The 17144-nt window shown below is 39.8% G+C and carries 14 protein-coding genes and 3 tRNA genes; 1 reads left to right on the forward strand and 16 read right to left on the reverse strand.

Annotated features, from left to right (window positions below; genetic code table 11):
• Window positions 1–47 precede the first annotated feature (47 nt).
• From FAX86_RS15375 to FAX86_RS15450, 16 genes are all read right to left on the reverse strand, one after another.
• A complete protein-coding gene (locus FAX86_RS15375; protein ID WP_144394350.1) occupies window positions 48–245 on the reverse strand; it encodes a DUF6316 family protein in 198 nt (65 codons plus the stop codon).
• A gap of 378 nt (window positions 246–623) precedes the next feature.
• Window positions 624–806 carry a hypothetical protein gene (locus tag FAX86_RS15380; protein WP_144394351.1) on the reverse strand — a complete coding sequence of 61 codons (183 nt, stop codon included), beginning with the start codon at window positions 804–806 and terminating at the stop codon, window positions 624–626.
• Between the two features lie 675 nt (window positions 807–1481).
• On the reverse strand, window positions 1482–2132 hold the full coding sequence (locus FAX86_RS15385; RefSeq protein ID WP_144394352.1) for a hypothetical protein: 651 nt from the start codon (window positions 2130–2132) through the stop codon (window positions 1482–1484).
• 540 nt (window positions 2133–2672) lie between these two features.
• On the reverse strand, window positions 2673–3032 hold the full coding sequence (locus tag FAX86_RS15390) for a hypothetical protein (protein ID WP_144394353.1): 360 nt from the start codon (window positions 3030–3032) through the stop codon (window positions 2673–2675).
• A gap of 53 nt (window positions 3033–3085) precedes the next feature.
• Complete coding sequence (locus FAX86_RS15395; RefSeq protein WP_144394354.1) at window positions 3086–3382, reverse strand: hypothetical protein; 297 nt, start codon at window positions 3380–3382, stop codon at window positions 3086–3088.
• Window positions 3383–3624: 242 nt separating this feature from the next.
• Window positions 3625–3711: transfer RNA gene (locus tag FAX86_RS15400), tRNA-Leu, on the reverse strand.
• A gap of 22 nt (window positions 3712–3733) precedes the next feature.
• Window positions 3734–3807, reverse strand: a tRNA-Cys gene (locus FAX86_RS15405).
• A 123-nt stretch (window positions 3808–3930) separates the two neighbouring features.
• Window positions 3931–4006: transfer RNA gene (locus FAX86_RS15410), tRNA-Gly, on the reverse strand.
• A 142-nt stretch (window positions 4007–4148) separates the two neighbouring features.
• Window positions 4149–4724: a CDP-diacylglycerol--glycerol-3-phosphate 3-phosphatidyltransferase gene (gene pgsA, locus FAX86_RS15415; protein WP_144394355.1), complete on the reverse strand. Its 576-nt coding sequence runs from the start codon at window positions 4722–4724 to the stop codon at window positions 4149–4151.
• An 82-nt stretch (window positions 4725–4806) separates the two neighbouring features.
• A complete protein-coding gene (gene uvrC, locus FAX86_RS15420) occupies window positions 4807–6636 on the reverse strand; it encodes an excinuclease ABC subunit UvrC (RefSeq protein WP_144394356.1) in 1830 nt (609 codons plus the stop codon).
• A gap of 30 nt (window positions 6637–6666) precedes the next feature.
• On the reverse strand, window positions 6667–7314 hold the full coding sequence (gene uvrY, locus FAX86_RS15425) for a UvrY/SirA/GacA family response regulator transcription factor (protein WP_144394357.1): 648 nt from the start codon (window positions 7312–7314) through the stop codon (window positions 6667–6669).
• A 331-nt stretch (window positions 7315–7645) separates the two neighbouring features.
• Window positions 7646–9733, reverse strand: coding sequence for an FAD-dependent oxidoreductase (locus tag FAX86_RS15430; RefSeq protein WP_164503612.1), 2088 nt, complete (start codon window positions 9731–9733; stop codon window positions 7646–7648).
• 249 nt (window positions 9734–9982) lie between these two features.
• Window positions 9983–11635 carry a peptidoglycan DD-metalloendopeptidase family protein gene (locus tag FAX86_RS15435; RefSeq protein ID WP_144394359.1) on the reverse strand — a complete coding sequence of 551 codons (1653 nt, stop codon included), beginning with the start codon at window positions 11633–11635 and terminating at the stop codon, window positions 9983–9985.
• Window positions 11632–12498, reverse strand: a complete 867-nt coding sequence (locus FAX86_RS15440) for a hypothetical protein (RefSeq protein ID WP_144394360.1) — start codon at window positions 12496–12498, stop codon at window positions 11632–11634. Before FAX86_RS15440 ends, FAX86_RS15435 begins: the two co-directional genes overlap by 4 nt.
• Window position 12499: 1 nt before the next feature.
• Window positions 12500–13264, reverse strand: coding sequence for a hypothetical protein (locus FAX86_RS15445; protein ID WP_144394361.1), 765 nt, complete (start codon window positions 13262–13264; stop codon window positions 12500–12502).
• 26 nt (window positions 13265–13290) lie between these two features.
• Window positions 13291–15294, reverse strand: coding sequence for an SH3 domain-containing protein (locus FAX86_RS15450; protein ID WP_144394362.1), 2004 nt, complete (start codon window positions 15292–15294; stop codon window positions 13291–13293).
• Window positions 15295–15740: 446 nt separating this feature from the next.
• On the opposite strand from FAX86_RS15450, the gene FAX86_RS15455 reads away from it, so the two are divergent.
• Window positions 15741–16721: an AraC family transcriptional regulator gene (locus tag FAX86_RS15455; protein ID WP_144394363.1), complete on the forward strand. Its 981-nt coding sequence runs from the start codon at window positions 15741–15743 to the stop codon at window positions 16719–16721.
• Window positions 16722–17144 lie beyond the last annotated feature (423 nt).

The raw sequence follows: 17144 nt of genomic DNA on the forward strand, positions 1-17144 counted from the left end.
AGATAGGTGAGCGATTTCCCTTATATTTTTAATTGTTTTTAATGAGATTAAGCGGCGAATTTATCATCAGCTCCATGAAGTTCCATAAGTGCAATATAAAGCTCAACTGCTTCAGAAGCTTCTTCAGGAGTCGCATAAGGACCTAGCAGGTCGCCCTCTCTGGTTTTGAAATACCAGCTATTACCTCGTTGTACATAGCGAGAGCTACAACTGAACTCTTGCTCAAGAATATCCGTCTTACGCACAGTGTTGTCCTGCCTTTGTTAAAAACTATGACTCAAATCCTTTGACGAACGTCCCTTTAATCCGTTAGAAATCATAGTGAGAACCAGTTCACAGATCTAGGTTATTTGAGCGTTACTATTTCACAAAATCCTGTATAGCCCGGTTGAACACTGTTTTTTTGGCATTTTTAGATTCTTGAGGAAATAAAAAACATCATGTAGGAATAATGAGCTAAAAGACAAAGTTGATGCTTAATCGAATTAACGGATACTTTTATTCATCTTTGCAAATGAAGATTCTACGCAGAAATAAAAAGCCCAGCAAAAATTAAAGTCTTTACTGGGCTCAAATTAATTATTTTAAATATAGAGATTAATTTCAAATCTCTACTCTGCTTTTTATGCGACGTCTTCCAGATTTTCAAGCAAAGCCATTAGAATACTGGCCTTCCGAATAGTATCGTCGTAAGAAACTTCTGGTCCAACGGGAGGATTGTCTTGAATTTTCAAGTACCATCCATCATCGTTGTTATATATGAAATAACTTAACGCCGCAGCTCGATTTTCACTCGCTCTTTCCATAGCGTATACCTCACCTTCATTAGTAAATAACAAAAAACGACTCGCCAATTCCTTTGCAATAAGTCCGCTTCATCCTTGAGGGTTATCGTTCAAACTTTCGCCATTTTAATGTGATGCAAATCACATTTATAGGTAAATTATTAACAAATTTATTATTGATTATTCACAGTACTTGATACTTTTTCACAAAAGTCTCTTTTCCTTTATAATCATAGACTTACTGTGATTAGGAGGCTTCAAAACTTATACTTTCTCACTTATAAGCCAGAATGTTTATCCACTAAATGCAAATTTTCGGCACATGCTGAAAAATGCAGTATCAAGAAGAAAAGCATAGCTAATGAGTCTTGGAGTCAGCAAAAAACTTACACCAGTCAATGGTTTTGATTCGACGGATTCATAGTCTAAAACTACATAGGAAGCCTTTTGCTCTTACATTGACAGTTTCGCTAACAAACGCTGGCGATTTCTTACAAGCAAGGTAACTTCAACCTTTGAAGCAGGAGCAAAGAGAACCGATCATGGCTTCCTCTCTTTGTTCCTGCAGATCGTTCGTGAATAGAGAACCAGCCTTTTAAATAATGCTCTAAAACTCATCTTCCATTTAATTTTTCCTTAACTGAGCACAGCCAGAACTTTTATGGTCTTTTTAATGATTCCTGTATTTAGATAGTTTTAATCACGCGCTCGAACAAAAACAGGTGAATTAGGTTCCTCTACCACATCTTTTTTAACATTACTCCAATTAAGATTTGGGTATTTTTTTTGTAATAAAGCCAAATCTCTCTTAGACTTATCGGAAATCATCCAATAACCAGACCCGACTAAAGGAACTCCGATAAAGTTTTTTCCGTTGTATACCGGCTGAATTGCATATTCACCAATATAAATAATTTTTCCAGCCTCTGCTTGAAACTTAAGAGAAAATTCATCCTTTGAGCTCCAACGTGAGTGTGTATAAGCGTATGATTGAGTCATTTCAGTTGCAAAGATTTCATAGGTTCCAGCTGGAACTATATATGCGAAAATATTACCTGAGTTTTTACTTTCTTTGAAATCAAAGTCGTATCTACCAAAAGGAACATTTTTGTCCACTTTTCCCTTTATAATATTGCTGTAGGGATTTTCATCATTAATTGATCTAAATTGTAATGACCAACTGTCAAAACTTTGTAGTCCATTAGCTCTAGATAAAGAACCAACAATGAGAGAAGAGTTGCCATTTATAGCATCAGCCTTAATTACTTTTGGTAACTCAGGTCTGGCTGTACAGCCTGCAATAAAAAAACTAACGAATATTGTTATTGATGAAATAAATTTATTCATAGTTATCCTTTGATAATCTTTGCCATTATATAAAATACTTAACAGCCGTGCTTACGACGACGTTGAAGCGACAGAGCCACAGAAAAAAACGTACAGTATGTAAGTTATACAGTGTAGCATACCTCGGTTTAGTTTTTATCGATTCAAATTCCCAAGCGATTTAGTATGTCTATCGAGAATTTCTGAACAACCCTAAAAACCGAGCTATGAATAAAGGCGCAATAAATCTCTAAGCATTTCAGAGGATTCACAATACCTATCTTATTCTCCGACGTAAGAGGAAACGCGTACTCAACCAGCATTCAGTTTCACAACTGCGAGTAAAAAAACAAATATAATTAGGAAAGTTTACTTACGATTTTTAGGATATGGACCATAAGAATGATGCACGGAGCCGGAGTTTTTTTTCTATTTACTTCAATACATTAAAACTCACTTGGTGCACTTTTGATGTAAAGATTTGAATTGAATTCTGATATACAATCATTAACAATTCGCTTAGAAGCGCTGTTGTTTTTGACGCCTATCTTCAGCGCCTTGTTATGAGTATTTATAGGTGTACCAAATAGTATTGTCACCACTTTCATCACCTACTCCAATCTTATGGGGCAACCCAGCCGACTTAAAAATATTGTTCAGCTGAAGCATTTTCTCTTTTGCTTCCTCAAAGCTAGTTTCAATGTAACCACTCCCATTCATTAGTTCAGCGGTACTCGTTTCCATTCCAATCTCTATTTGGCTATCTACTCTATTTTTGAGAACGCCTTTATTGTTAAATCCAGACGAGTAAACATATAACCCTAGTTTAGCCAGTTCGATATGCGCTTTTATAGGTTCCAAACCTTTTGGAGCAACAACCTCAAAGTAAAAGCTACCTTCCATATTAATTACACATAACATCGTACACACTGGCGCAAAGCCGCAGGCGAAGCAAATGAGTGTGATGCACCTTGTTATGACTTTTTATTTGCTAACTTTTCAATTAGTTTAGGATCATTGTTTATTTGCTTCTCTATAATGTCAAGAAGGTCACTTGTACTTGGTTTCCCGATGGGAACGAAGTCAAGGATGATACTTACCAATACCACGCAGGCTAACGTGTATAGGTGAGGCTCACTATTTTCTATGATTCCAAAGCTGACTAAAGCTACAACTACCAAAGCATATGTAGCCATAGCACAGTAAAACGCTTTGATTTTGGTTTGATTTTTTCTTGCTACTAAGTACAGATTTAGATCACTTTCACTCATTGTTTCCTAATTCCTAAATTTAAGCATAATCAGTAATTATATTCACTAAAGCGCATTTAATAAGTATAAACAGCCTTAGCTTTTCAAATTACCCATAATTATCAGCTAGACATCAAAATATATCGCATAGAGATTTGCTTTATGGTAACTATTAAAAATCGAATAGAGAATGCCAAACGAGAAAAATATTAGGAACAGATATTAGGAAATATTCGGAAGTTAGTATGTGTTAATCATAAGAATGGTGCCCGGGGCCGGAGTCGAACCGGCACGGTGTTGCCACCGAGGGATTTTAAGTCCCTTGCGTCTACCAATTTCGCCACCCGGGCATTGCGCCCTCTAAAGAGGAAATGGAGGCTGGGGTCGGAATCGAACCGGCGTACACGGAGTTGCAGTCCGCTGCATGACCACTCTGCCACCCAGCCATCAGTCAGGGTTCTAAACGAACGACTAATAGCCCTGAGTTAAAAAAACCTCGAGACTTCTTCAGTTCGAGGTTTTTAACAGTTTAAGTAATTCAAAGAGTTAGAGTTACTTAAACTAGAATTTGGAGCGGGAAACGAGACTCGAACTCGCGACCCCAACCTTGGCAAGGTTGTGCTCTACCAACTGAGCTATTCCCGCGTCGTGTTAAGTGCGGTGCATTTTACAGTGTGAAATAAATCTGTCAAGCACCATTTTTAAATTTTTTCGTGAAATGTCATAACGGGCATTTTTTGTTCAAAAACAAGCTGTTACATCAACTCCACGGCGCGCATTATGCCAACTATTTTTGGGATGTCAAGTAGGGCCACGCAGCCTTTAAATAGATATACATTGACCACAATGTTAAAGCAACTGAGACATACAAAGTGAAATAACCCAAAATAATAAACAGTGGATAACCGTAGATATCAGCAATGGAAGGATTTGCCCCTCCCAAAATTAAAAAGAATATCGCTCCCAATTGCCATAACGTCTTCACTTTACCAATAAACGACACTTTAACGTCGGTCGATTTACCGTACTCTGCCATCCATTCCCGCAATGCTGTTATGGTGATCTCCCGGCCAATAATCACAAGCGCAGGAACGGCTATCCATGGTGTTTCGTAGAGCTCAACGATTAACACAATAGAAATGACGACCATTAGTTTATCGGCAACAGGATCAAGAAAAGCACCCAGAGGCGAGGTCATGTTATAACGCCGTGCAATATAACCATCAAACCAATCCGTCCAGCCTGCCACAGCAAAAATAATCGCTGCACCCTCATATTGCCAAGAAACAGGAAGATAAAATACCAGAACAAACACTGGAATCATTGCAATGCGGAAGGTCGTTAATATATTTGGAATATTCATGAATCGCTAAACTGTGGTCACTAACATTAATTGAAAAGCGTGAGACAATGATCGCTCGAATTGCCGTATTTTTCGCTCGCTCTTATTTTTCGTGGATGTGATTATAAATCTTTTCGGCAAGATGTGTATTAATCCCACGAACCTTTTTTAAATCTTCTAACGCGGCTGACTCAATATTTTGTAAACCGCCAAAATGCTTCAGTAGTTCTTGCCTCTTTTTCGCGCCAACACCTGGAATTTCTTCAAGCCAAGATTTTACTCGTGTTTTTCCACGTTTTGCGCGATGACCCGCTATTGCAAATCGATGCGCTTCATCCCTTATATGTTGAATAAGATGTAACGATGCCGAGCTATCAGGTAAGACCTGTGCAATGGAGTTACCGGGCTTAAATAACTGTTCCATGCCCGCTTTTCGCTCTGTTCCTTTAGCAACGCTGATTAAACAGGAATCGCTCAGGCCTAGTTCATCAAATGCTTTTTGCGCCGATTTTAACTGCCCTTTACCGCCATCGATTAAAATTAAATCGGGCATTGATGCTTCTTCTTTCAATAGCCGAGCATAGCGCCGACTGACCGCTTGCTCAATTGCGGCATAATCATCTCCGGGAGTCACATCAACAATATTAAACCGGCGATAGCTCTTTCGATCGGGCGCCCCCTCTTTAAACACAACACAAGAGGCAACGGTGCCCTCACCCATCGTGTGACTGATATCAAAACATTCCATGTGATTAGGAGCTGACGGTAAATTTAAATCCTTTTGTAAGGCTTGTAGTTTTTTCGTTTGATTGGTTTGCGAATTCAATCGCGACATCAAAGCTTGTTCACAATTTTGATTCGCCAACTTCACCCAACTCGCTCGATCACTTCGCACATTGTTGGAGACACGCACTTGTCGGCCTGCAATTTCACGTACGGCGGCAGACAACACGTCAATATCAACGTCACATTCACCTAATATAACTTCCGCTGGGACTTCACGACTGGATAAATAAAATTGCACGATAAACGACTCGGTTAATTCTTTTAGTGAATTAATAGACGTTACCTTTGGGAAAAAGCTTTTCGTTCCTAGCACTTTCCCTTGTCGAATAAAAACAGCTGTCACACAGGCAACACCAGCTTTTAAAGCCACCGAAAACACATCGGCATTGACTTCAGAGCCCGAAATGACCTGCTTTTCAACAACCTTACGCATACTGCTGATCAAATCACGATAATAAGCCGCTGACTCAAACTCCAATTGGTTGGACGCCTCTTCCATACGGCCTTTAAGCTCATCAATGACCTGTTCATCCTTTCCCTGATAAAACAGTCGAGTGAGCTTCACATCTTTGGCGTATTCTTCTTTAGAAATGTAATTGACACAAGGTGCTGTACAACGCTTTATTTGATACTGCAAACAAGGACGTGACCGATTTTGAAAGACAGAATCTTCACACTGCCGCACTCGAAACAGCTTTTGCAATAAGGTTAAACTTTGTTTGACAGCACCAGAGCTTGGAAATGGACCAAAGTAATCGCCTTTCGCTTTTTTCGCGCCTCGATGATAAGCGAGCCTGGGAAAATCTCCCTTCGACAAAAAAACGTAAGGATAAGACTTATCATCTCGAAAAATGACGTTGTAACGCGGCTTTATTTGCTTAATATAATTATTTTCTAATAACAGCGCTTCCGTTTCCGTATTAGTGACCGTAAATTCGATTTCTCGAACTTGCTTAACCATCACCTGAGTTTTAATCGACAAATCTGTTTTATTAAAATAACTGGAAACGCGTTTTTTTAGATTTTTGGCTTTACCGACGTAAATAACTTGGTGCTCACTGTCGAGCATACGATAAACGCCCGGCTTCTCTGTCAATTGAGCAAGAAAAGCCTGGATATCAAAATTGCTATCTGAGGAGGTGTTCATAGAAAAGAGGACTGAATGACTCAGCCCTTTTTAATTCATTTTGTCGCTATTAATCAGGCCGTGTCGAATGGCTAAATGAGTCAGTTCAACGTCGTTATCAACCATCAACTTCTCAAACAAACGATAACGATAACTGTTTACCGTTTTGGGGCTCAAACACAATTTATCTGAAATCTGCTGCACCTTTTGTCCTTGAGTGATCATCATCATCACTTGCATTTCACGCTCAGACAAAATATCAAAGGGATCTTCATCCGCTTCATTAAACCGCTTGAGCGCCATCTGTTGAGCAATTTCAGGCGTTAGGTAGCGTTTACCGCGAGACACTTGCTTTATGGCAATCACCATCTCTTCAATGTCCGCGCCTTTAGTTAGGTAACCAGCAGCACCGGCTTGCATGAAACGAGAAGGATATGGTTCATCGGCATGAACACTCACGACGACGACTTTTACATCAGGATCGTATCGAATAAGACGTCGGGTCGCTTCCAAACCACCGATTCCCGGCATGTTTGCGTCCATTAGAATCACGTTAGGGGTTAATTCGCGAGATTTAGAAATAGCCTCTTCACCAGTCGATGCCTCACCAACAACGGAAATGCCTTGAACATCACCCAACAAACGCGTTATTCCGGTCCTGACCAGATCATGATCATCGACAATCAATACCTTGATCAAACTTGCACCTCATTCGTTATTATTGGTTCGGCGATAACACTTGGAAGCTCGGTTAATTATCAGCCAAACTCTTGATTTATTAAGAAAAGAGAACCTATGCAGAGCCAAGCTTACCACTTTTCTTTAATAAGGCAATCATTTAATACTGCCTTGACACGCACCAACAAGCTATAAGTTTAGTTCGTCAAACGCCGACCGACAATATGAAAACAAAACTTGGCAACGAGTTTATAAAATTTATCGTTTATCCTGCAATTCTGAAGCCTTCAAATACATGTTTGAGATTATCTAGCGTTATGATACAAGCTAAGGCCATTGAGAATTGCCTGTTTTATTGTCTTAAACGACGAAAGAAATCATAACTCCAGCGATTACTGTAACACGCGTCTCCTCCACCGACTTGAATGCACCTTTCGACATCCGATATTTCGAAGGGACCATAAATCTGCCTGGTTCCAGAAGAAGAGTCGGCAGAGCTCTCAATACAGTATCCTTCATAAAATGTATCCGGGTAACTCCCCGCCATACACACTCCGGTTCCGCGTAATCGTTGCGTAAAACTTTTCGACCATCGCAAAACACCCACCGTTCGCCCTGCAATTAAAACAAAGTGACGTCGAGTACATGCTGAACCACCACCTGAATTTTGGCAGTTTAAAGTCATGGTTTGAGTAAAAGGCCCGTAAGCATATTGAGCGTCTTCACAATATCCCTTTTCAATATTGCCCTCAGCTCCCAGAGGACAAAACAAATGATTCGTGTTATTTGAATTATTGTCGTCAAAATCTGGATAATAACTTCCATCAATACTCCATCGTTGTGGCGTATACAATGCAGCAGTTGCACGAATACTTTCAACCTCCATCAAAGCTTGTTGCGATGACAGTTGATGTTTGAACATATAGCTCGCTGCACTTCCCGCAGCTATTCCGCTGGAGAACTCGATGGGTTGTAAGCGGGTTGCTGCATTAGCCATAAATGATTGCGCCATCGTTTTACCAGCAACTAATAAATTACTCATGTCTCGATTGGTCAACGCTCGAAAAGGAATGAAAAAAGGTAATACTTTTTTCTCACCATAAACATAAGATGGAAAAGAACCTTGCATAGGATGAATATCGGCAGCATAAACTCCCATTGCTAAGCGATCGTAAAATGGTGTTGCAATTTTATCAGCAGCATTTCCCGTAAGATCATCAATGGACAAAATAAAATTATCAATGCCAATACTACGCCGCGTATCTCTTAGATAAGGGAGCTTACTTAATCCATGCGTTGTTCCAGACATGCGAGTGTCCATCGAATAATAATCATACGCACCAAAAGGATCGCGATTGGCAAACCAATGAAACCAACCAAACGCGTGACGCTCTGCCGCCTGCATAGTAGAAAAATTTAAGCCGCCATACCAATGGTTGATTTGTTGTTGTGCATAAGACTTAGGGACAAAAAGATAACCGTATGGATAATCGTTACCCGGGTTCCAATTTTGGTTAGACACCTCTCCAGCATCAGAATTACCAGACCCAATCACTCTGCGGTATTGCCAAACGTATTCCCAACCATGAGAAGATATATCGTAAAACGCCGGAAACTCAGCGGTTATTTCAGGCACTGCGCTATCCACTGGGCGACTATGCAACCGCATATAAAATGGAAATACCATTGCCTGACCTAATTGATCGTTTAATATTTGAGTACTGCCCTCTGAGACTTCAACCCCTTGCAAGTAAGATGCACGCGACAATACCAATACATCTCCAAATTCAGTCGCATCAATGACAACCGGTGTTTTATTCTGATTGCTGAAAGATAAATTTGTTTTGGTGTATCGCATCGAATCTCGAACATCATACCAATCCCATATGTCTTCCGATAAACGTTTATCAAATCCGTTATTACGAACATTTTCTCTGGGCGTTCGCTGAATGGCATTAACTCGAACGATCTGATTTTTTCCATTTCTAATTTCTGTTTCAACCGACTTTACGACTGTCATGTAAAAAACAGTTAAATTCCGTTCTCGCGTAATCGCCGGCTGAATTGCCTGAGTTAATAACTCGACAGGATCAAAGCAGTAAGTCGAAACTCGACAGTCTCCGGTATTTCCCACTTGATTGAGCCACTGCATCAGTTCAGAAGGTTGGTTAACAGCGTTTTTTCCAATCCGTCCAACATCATAACCATCGACTTTGTGCCAGGCAAAATCAATAGCGGGAACGCCACTGGCCGTTAACTGTCCTCCCGGCCAATCTGTCGGTTCTAATAAACAAGTTTTCTCACCTTGTCGTGCCGAAGTTAACGCAGCAGACAACGCTGCTGTTGAACCGCCAGCGATAATCACATCACAGTTATGTTGTTCTGCGTAAACCCAAGAATGAAAAGCAAATAGCAAAATGCCTGTCATCTTTATTTTCATAAACTCAGTAAACTCCGTCATTTGAAATAATTTAAATTAAGATCAAGAAGCCCATTACTCGAACGATTGTTCGCTCTATTGATGAGCTGGATACCAAACGGGACGGAGGTTAGAGAAGGCCCCAGTTGAAAACAAGCGTGAAAAACAGTCACCGAAAAGATAAAAAAAGACAGGCGCTGCAAACGCCTGTCATAAGGATATTTCAATCGAGTTTCGTTATCTCTATTTGTAGTTGTTGTGTATTATTTACTAATTATTCAAGGCAACTTTCCATTGCTTGCCTCTATTGTCTTTTAACAACATCCAATACTGAATAGCGTTATCAGGAACACACTGTTGTTCTTCGACTTCCCTAACGAGTGGAATATTTCGAACTCGATTATGGAAGAAAATAGAGGTCAATTTTCCATCTGCAGCTTCAGCTACCAATTGCCATTGAATCAGACAGCGTTGATCCTTAGCGCATTGATTACTATCGTTATTCACGACATAGGCTTTACTGTCAAAAACATCCGCTTTGTTCAAACGACGATGCAATGAAAAGTCGACAACAACCGCATCATCTTGCTCACTTTTAAATTGATTAAATCGTTTTCTTGAGACACGATTAAGTTTTTCAACCGGTATTTTACATTCAGCTGAATGAAGCGTATCGAGTTTCGACCAATTGGTTTTAACAAGCTTTGATTCCCGCTCGATATTTTTTGAACTAAAGTTGCTACGCCAAGGTTTAATAGGATCATAATAACAACTGCGATAACCGTTTTGACAACTCTTTCCGGTTGCTCGGTCATTAAAATATCCAGCACTGCGTCTCTCAAAATGCAAGTGAGGACCGCTACCGCATCCAGACCTTGGGTATTGTGAGATATAAGCCAAAAGTTGTCCCGACGACACTCGACTCCCCGATGAAACCTGCGGTTGATTTAAATGAACATAACGCCACAATGTTCCAAAATCATCTTCTACGTACGATATATAACCGCAAGTTGAGCTGTAGGTCGTACTTTTCATACGTCCTTCTTGAACTGCAACGGCTTTTTTGGTGCCACTTCTCGAAATATCCTGACCAATGTGCGGGCTAGTGCCGATATTACGACATACGCACCACCCACTCGTGTAATACCCGCTTGGCAATGGAAATGCCCAAGCGGGTTCTGCCGGCTCGACGTAAGGTTTTTTCCACGCTGTATGATCATAATAAACAAAACCCGATTTAAAATCGCAACCCTCTAAATCGGTGGCTAACGTTACCTCGTAATGAGTCTCGCCAGAGGTGCTCGCGTCCGCACCCAAAGCGTAAACGCCAATCGGTAACGAACACTTTTCGGACGACGGTAATTCCGATGATTGTTTAGGCTCAGTTTTGAAAACTGAATTTTGCGTTATTTGAATTGCCATAGAGCCTTTTTGCGTGTGCCCTTCCCAAAAATATCCTTGACTGAAACCACAATTTGTTAAAAGCTCTTTAAGATTAACGTAGTAATGACTACTTTCAGCAGTTGGAACATTATCTTGAGCAGCGTAAACACCTGGCGTTACAGAGCACTTTTCTTCTGGTGGTAATTGTGAAGAGTCTATTCTGTGTTTTTTAAAAACGGTGTTTGCGGTTACCGTTATTAACTTTTGTTCACGATCAACATGCGGTTGATAAAAATATCCTGTTAAAAAGCTACAACCCGATAAATTATTCTGCAAAGTGACTTTAAAGTGAACACCTGAGCTACTGATAGACTTTGTACTCATCAGCGTATTGGCCGGAACCTGACATTTAGAGCTATCAGGTAAGTCCGATGACTGTTCCGTCGTTTTTTTAAAATAGGTGTCATAATTCGTTAATAAGTCTTCAGAATAAACCAAGCCGCAAAATAGACTGACACCAATAGTTATTAGTTTTTTCATGAGTTATCTCCTACATTGCAATAACAATATGCGCTTGATAAGTTACTTCCACTATCACAATTGAATTCAGCCGTTTGCCATTGCTTAATTTTTGAATTCACGAGTGTAATACTCTGATCACCTTTTGGATCGTTGATTGATGACTCAAGAATACGACTTCCTATTTGAGCACCCTTTTGTACATAATGAGAAATTAATTGCGCGACGAATTCATTGGTTGCCAAAACATCTTTCACTTGAGGAATATCTATTGGTATATCAATCGCCGTAACCTCACTTTCAAATGTGGCATCCGAACTTATGTAAAATTCATATCGATAATGCGCCGGCATATCTCTATCCCATATCGCAACAAACTGATAATAGTTATCATCAATCTGCCAAAACTGAGTTAAAGATAAATAAAAAAGATCTTCCTGATAGCGCGACTGAGTATCGGAATAGGTTTTGCGCTCAAAGTTTTCTTCCAGTGATAACTGTGAATTTAACCACGATTTGGATTGACAGCTCGTATCAAGCTCTATAGGAGTGTCCGCTTTCGAAAACCGATCTTCTGAGACAAACTGCGGCGTATCAAACCACCAGCGTTTATTATTGTCGGAAAGTCGAGCACTTTGAATTGAATCTCGTTGGCGTTGCTCCTTATTGATAAAACTATCGCTCGCTTCTGAATGTAATAATGTACTTGATTGAGAGTTTACATCATCATGACTTAAGTTCTTCTTACTTGGATCTTGATGTTCATCTGTCTGTTTAAATACATTATTCACGGACATTACTTTTTGATACCCGTCAAACTTAAACAAAGCATAAACAACACCTACCGATACAACAAAAAATAGCAAAAGATAAATTTTCTTCATACTAGCCTCCTTGTTGAAATAGCTGATACTCTTTCAACACTGTTGTTAACTGACGATACTCTAAAGATTGTTGAGATAAACTGTTTGCAGTACTTCGATAACTTTCGACATTGGACTCATTAATGAAAGGTAATATTTTTGCACTAAGCATTTGACGAGAAAAATGTCCACCACTTCTTATTTGTTTTTGTAATAACCGATCAACTTCATTACCAAATCCATGCGTATGATAACGCAGTAAAAATGACAATGACTTTTCCAGTAGAACAGAATCGAAATGATCATTCAATACACTATCAACTCGCACAAACGTTTCTGAATCGACTGGCAGTGTGTTTAGAACCGAAATGGCTTTAGCCTGAACATGTCCATCAGGAACCGATAAAAATGTAAGACCTATTTTTCTCAATTGAAATGTATCCAGGTTGCCTTCAACCATGGCTTGTTGAGAAGAAACCATAAGTTGAATCATATCTTTTCCTAAAGCATATCCATAAGAGCGAGGATCGGTTTGAGGGTAGTCACAACTTTCCTCTTCTAAACAAAGCATTAATTTTTCAGCTTGCTCATTTACTGTTGCAATACTTGAAGCACTCGTAGAAACAACATCCATTGAAGACGGCACCTCGGATCCTGGGACTGTCTTTTTCGATGAAGGTATTTGTGTTTTACTTTCCGGTGGACTTTTATATTCAAAACTCAAATTCACTCCAAAAGCAACCAAGCCCACAGTAATAACAAACCCTATGATAATTGCAGTTCGCATTATTAATTTTCCTATTCCATTGTTGATTATTGAGGATGGCGCCAATATTGAAAGCCAGCAGCCGACCAACGATTGAAATAACAGGCTTTACCACCGCCGCTGGAAATACAGCGCTGAACCATTGACGTATCAAAAGGACCATAAACTTCCGTCACTTCACCGCGACTGTTTTTCTCGACACAGTGCCACCCAAAATCTTTTGAACGAAAAGCTCCAAGTGGACAGTCACTATTTTCACGAATCGCCAAAAACCATTCTGTTGACCAGCGACTTAATTGAACAGCTTCACCGTTGATCTCTGTTGTAAATTGACTATTACAAGCTGCACCACCGCCCCACTCATTGCATTTCTCGTGCATCCGTTCAGTAAATGGGCCATAGGTGTCCGTTTCATTACGACATACCATTAAAGCACCATCATACTTTGTATCTTCGGGACAATAAGCAGCCTGTTGGCTTGAATCGCTGTTAATTTTAGAAACCCAGTTTTCCAGAGTTGGTTGTGGTAATAGATAACCCGCGTAGATATATCCTTCTTGACCCTCATGAGTAATATGTAAATACAATTGATTATTTGAGTCTTGTGTGACTAATCCTTTAACTAAAACAATCGTATCTCGATCCAGTACTCCAACTTTCTCACCACCAGGCGTCGCTCGAAAGTTCAATCGATTTATAGCAATTGAAACCCAATCGTTAATAACAGGAATAGAGTACTGCGTTGGTGAATCGATAGTCGCTTGCGTCCATGTTTTATAGTCCTGCTTCGTTCCCCCCCAAATATATCCCTCTTGATTTTTATACAATACTTTATAAAAACGCTTAAGTTCTGAATTATCAAATACAACAATGTCCAAAACTTGAAAGCGCTGTCCCCTTTCAAGATGTTCAACTAATTCGCCATTAGGCGTTGCTCTTAAATTATTCTCTTTTTTAAGTTCGATAAAGCTCCCGACCGGAGACAAACCTGCAACATTATCAAAACATAATTTGTGAGGATTATAGAGTCGACGACTAATTCCATTCGTATCTCCCTCGTTTAGACGGATAATAGTTGACGAGTTAAAAGAACCCACGCTAACAAGACAGGCGGAGTGCCGCATATCGGCGACACAATGTAATCTTTGTCCATCGAAAACACAGGCGGCATTATCATGCGTTTGCAGTAATTTGTTGTACCATTCATCGGTATTTATATCACCGTCTGGGGGACAGTTTGCACCGCCATTAGCTAAGCACGGAACGTTAATTTTTGATGACTGATTGCGATCAGCGACAAAATTTTCCCACAACTTTCGATCATACTTTTGCGCAAAACCTTTATCATTTCGAGCCCATCGATGATTTGGATTAGTCCATCGGCAGGAAGCTCTCGGCCCACCATTATATTGTGAATACGCTTCGCGAGATCGATTTCGCCAGGTGTTTCCATAACGCTGAATACACCACTTAAAATTTGCACCACGCCAGGCCGTATAATATTCATCAAGTGAATACAGCATGTTAGTAATCAGTTCCCAGCCCTTTCCTTGCCGAGTCGCGGTGTAATGTGCCCTATCGTCAACTTGCATCAATCCGTGACCATGCCCAAAATCACCACGCATCATTTTATAGCGGCCATCTTGTCTTGCTTTACGGTAATGCGACCAATAACTTTCTTGATGTGCAACAGCTAAGGCCGCATGTTGAAATGCGGTGAGTTCGCTTCGACTCACGTTTGGTTTACGAGACTGGATATAATAGGCCGCAACCTCCTTAATCATCGAGTAGGTCTCTTGCATGTAACGATTTCGCTCTGTCGCGTAATCACGACTTTGCATAAATAAGACCGGTTGATAATTTCTAATAATGTGCTGATCACTACCAAAAGCGTTCGCATCACAACCATAAGGCGCAATACCAAATGTCCAGTCACCTGAAACTCGATTGTTGCACTTCCAATAATCAGGAGTCTCATTCCACTCAGCCATAGCCGTATTAAAAAAGGCCACCATCCCTATACCTATTAATAAGCGAATAAAACTCACCATAAAAACCTCTGTTTTTTTTGAATCAAAATAAAGTAATGAATAAAAACGAATTCAAATTATCCGATGACGAGAACTATGAACCTAGGTCGTAAAAGGTCAGGTAATTTGCAATTAAAGACAGGTTGTTTATTTTGCGGGCAAGTTCACATTCGTTTATCTCATCATTGAATCATAATCGACGCCCTCAGTTGTATAGACAGTTAATTTTAATGAATGGACAAAAGGAAATAGCTCTCAATCAGGGTGATACTTTACGAACAAACTTCAACGCTTAATGGTTTATACAATCGTTAATAGGCGATTATTCATTAACTTTTTGAGCCCAGAAAGATCGAAAAGTGTAAAATAACGATTGTCTTCGCAGCAATATTGATAAATCAAACACGTTGCAAACAATCACCCAATTGTATAATAGTGAAATAAAAACATAGCTCAGAGAAGGAACGATGAACTGGGATCTATTATCATTACTCAAGCAATTGGTGAAAGACCGACGCCTCGCGGTCAGTCATGAAGAACTCGATGACACTTTTAATGCACTCTCGCCAGCATCTCCAAAGCAAAAAGCCATTTATTCGATTATTGGACGAATCATACAAACCAGTGGCCAGGCAGAAATCGGCATGTCCGTTGGAAAATACATAAATCCCAATTCTTTTCATGGTTTGGGTTATTTATTTATGACAGCAGATAATCTCGTTATGGCTTGTGAGCGAATTTGCGAGTTTCCCTTATTTTTTCAAAGTCTGGTCTCAATATCGACCCACATGAATAGTGATAACTTAGAGTTCCGAGTCGAAAATAACGCAAACTGCACAATGACAAATGCAATAATAAATGAAGCCACTCTGGGAATTATTTATCAATACACCAATTGGCTCAGCCGAGAAGTCATTTCAGATTGTGACATTGAGTTAGTTCATGGACCTATCAGTGGTAATGCCACTTATGAGAAATACTTTAATGCTGAACCAAAATTTAAAGCCCAATGTAATCAATTACGCTTTCCATTGAAAACAGCCCTTTCACCACTACTGACGAGCGAGCCAGAATATCATTGCGCTTTATACAGCAAGCTAAAACAAAAACACGAACAAATGTCACAAAGCTTCCTTGCCCGAACCCAGAACGCGATTCGAAATGGATTAAAACTGGGGCGTATTTCACGCCAACGTGTTGCCAGTGAATTGAGTTTAAGTGAGAAAACTCTCGAGCGTCGTTTAAACCAGTACAATTACAGTTATCGAGAACTTATCGATACGATACGACTTGAGCTGGCTCAAAAATATTTGTCTCAAACACAGTATTCTATTGATGATATCGCACGTAATTTAGGCTATTGCGATCGTAGCACTTTCTCAAAAGCTTACAAAAAGTGGACCGGAGTTACCCCAGGATTTCATCGACAAAAACAATTACGCGAATAATTCTGTTTCTTGTTAACTGTTCATCATCAGCGAATAACTGAACGTTTTATAACTCAAGTAAAATAATAATAAAGTAATTAAGCAAAAAGTGACTGCGCAAAGCCAGCTTAAAAACAAAGCAACTCTTTTGGTCACTCGGGTCAGGAAATTGTCGCTATCCGAAATAATAGGCGTTGGCTTATAAAAAGATATTGCTATACCATAGAGAGCAAGACACCATACAAATGTAGAGGCAAGAGGCAAAATATAAGCGTCCAGATTTTTGTCGCTGCTAAAAATAAAATAAGCCAGGAGAAAAACGTCAACTATTCCGATAGTTAATATTATACGCCTGACGGGGTATAACTTTAGGGCCAATCCTCGCATTGTCTTATACATAATACTCTCGATATTAATAGAGCCGAATAAATTGACTGCTCAAAT

The sequence above is a fragment of the Pleionea sediminis genome (genome assembly GCF_007570825.1).
In the GTDB taxonomy this organism is placed as follows: domain Bacteria; phylum Pseudomonadota; class Gammaproteobacteria; order Enterobacterales; family Kangiellaceae; genus Pleionea; species Pleionea sediminis.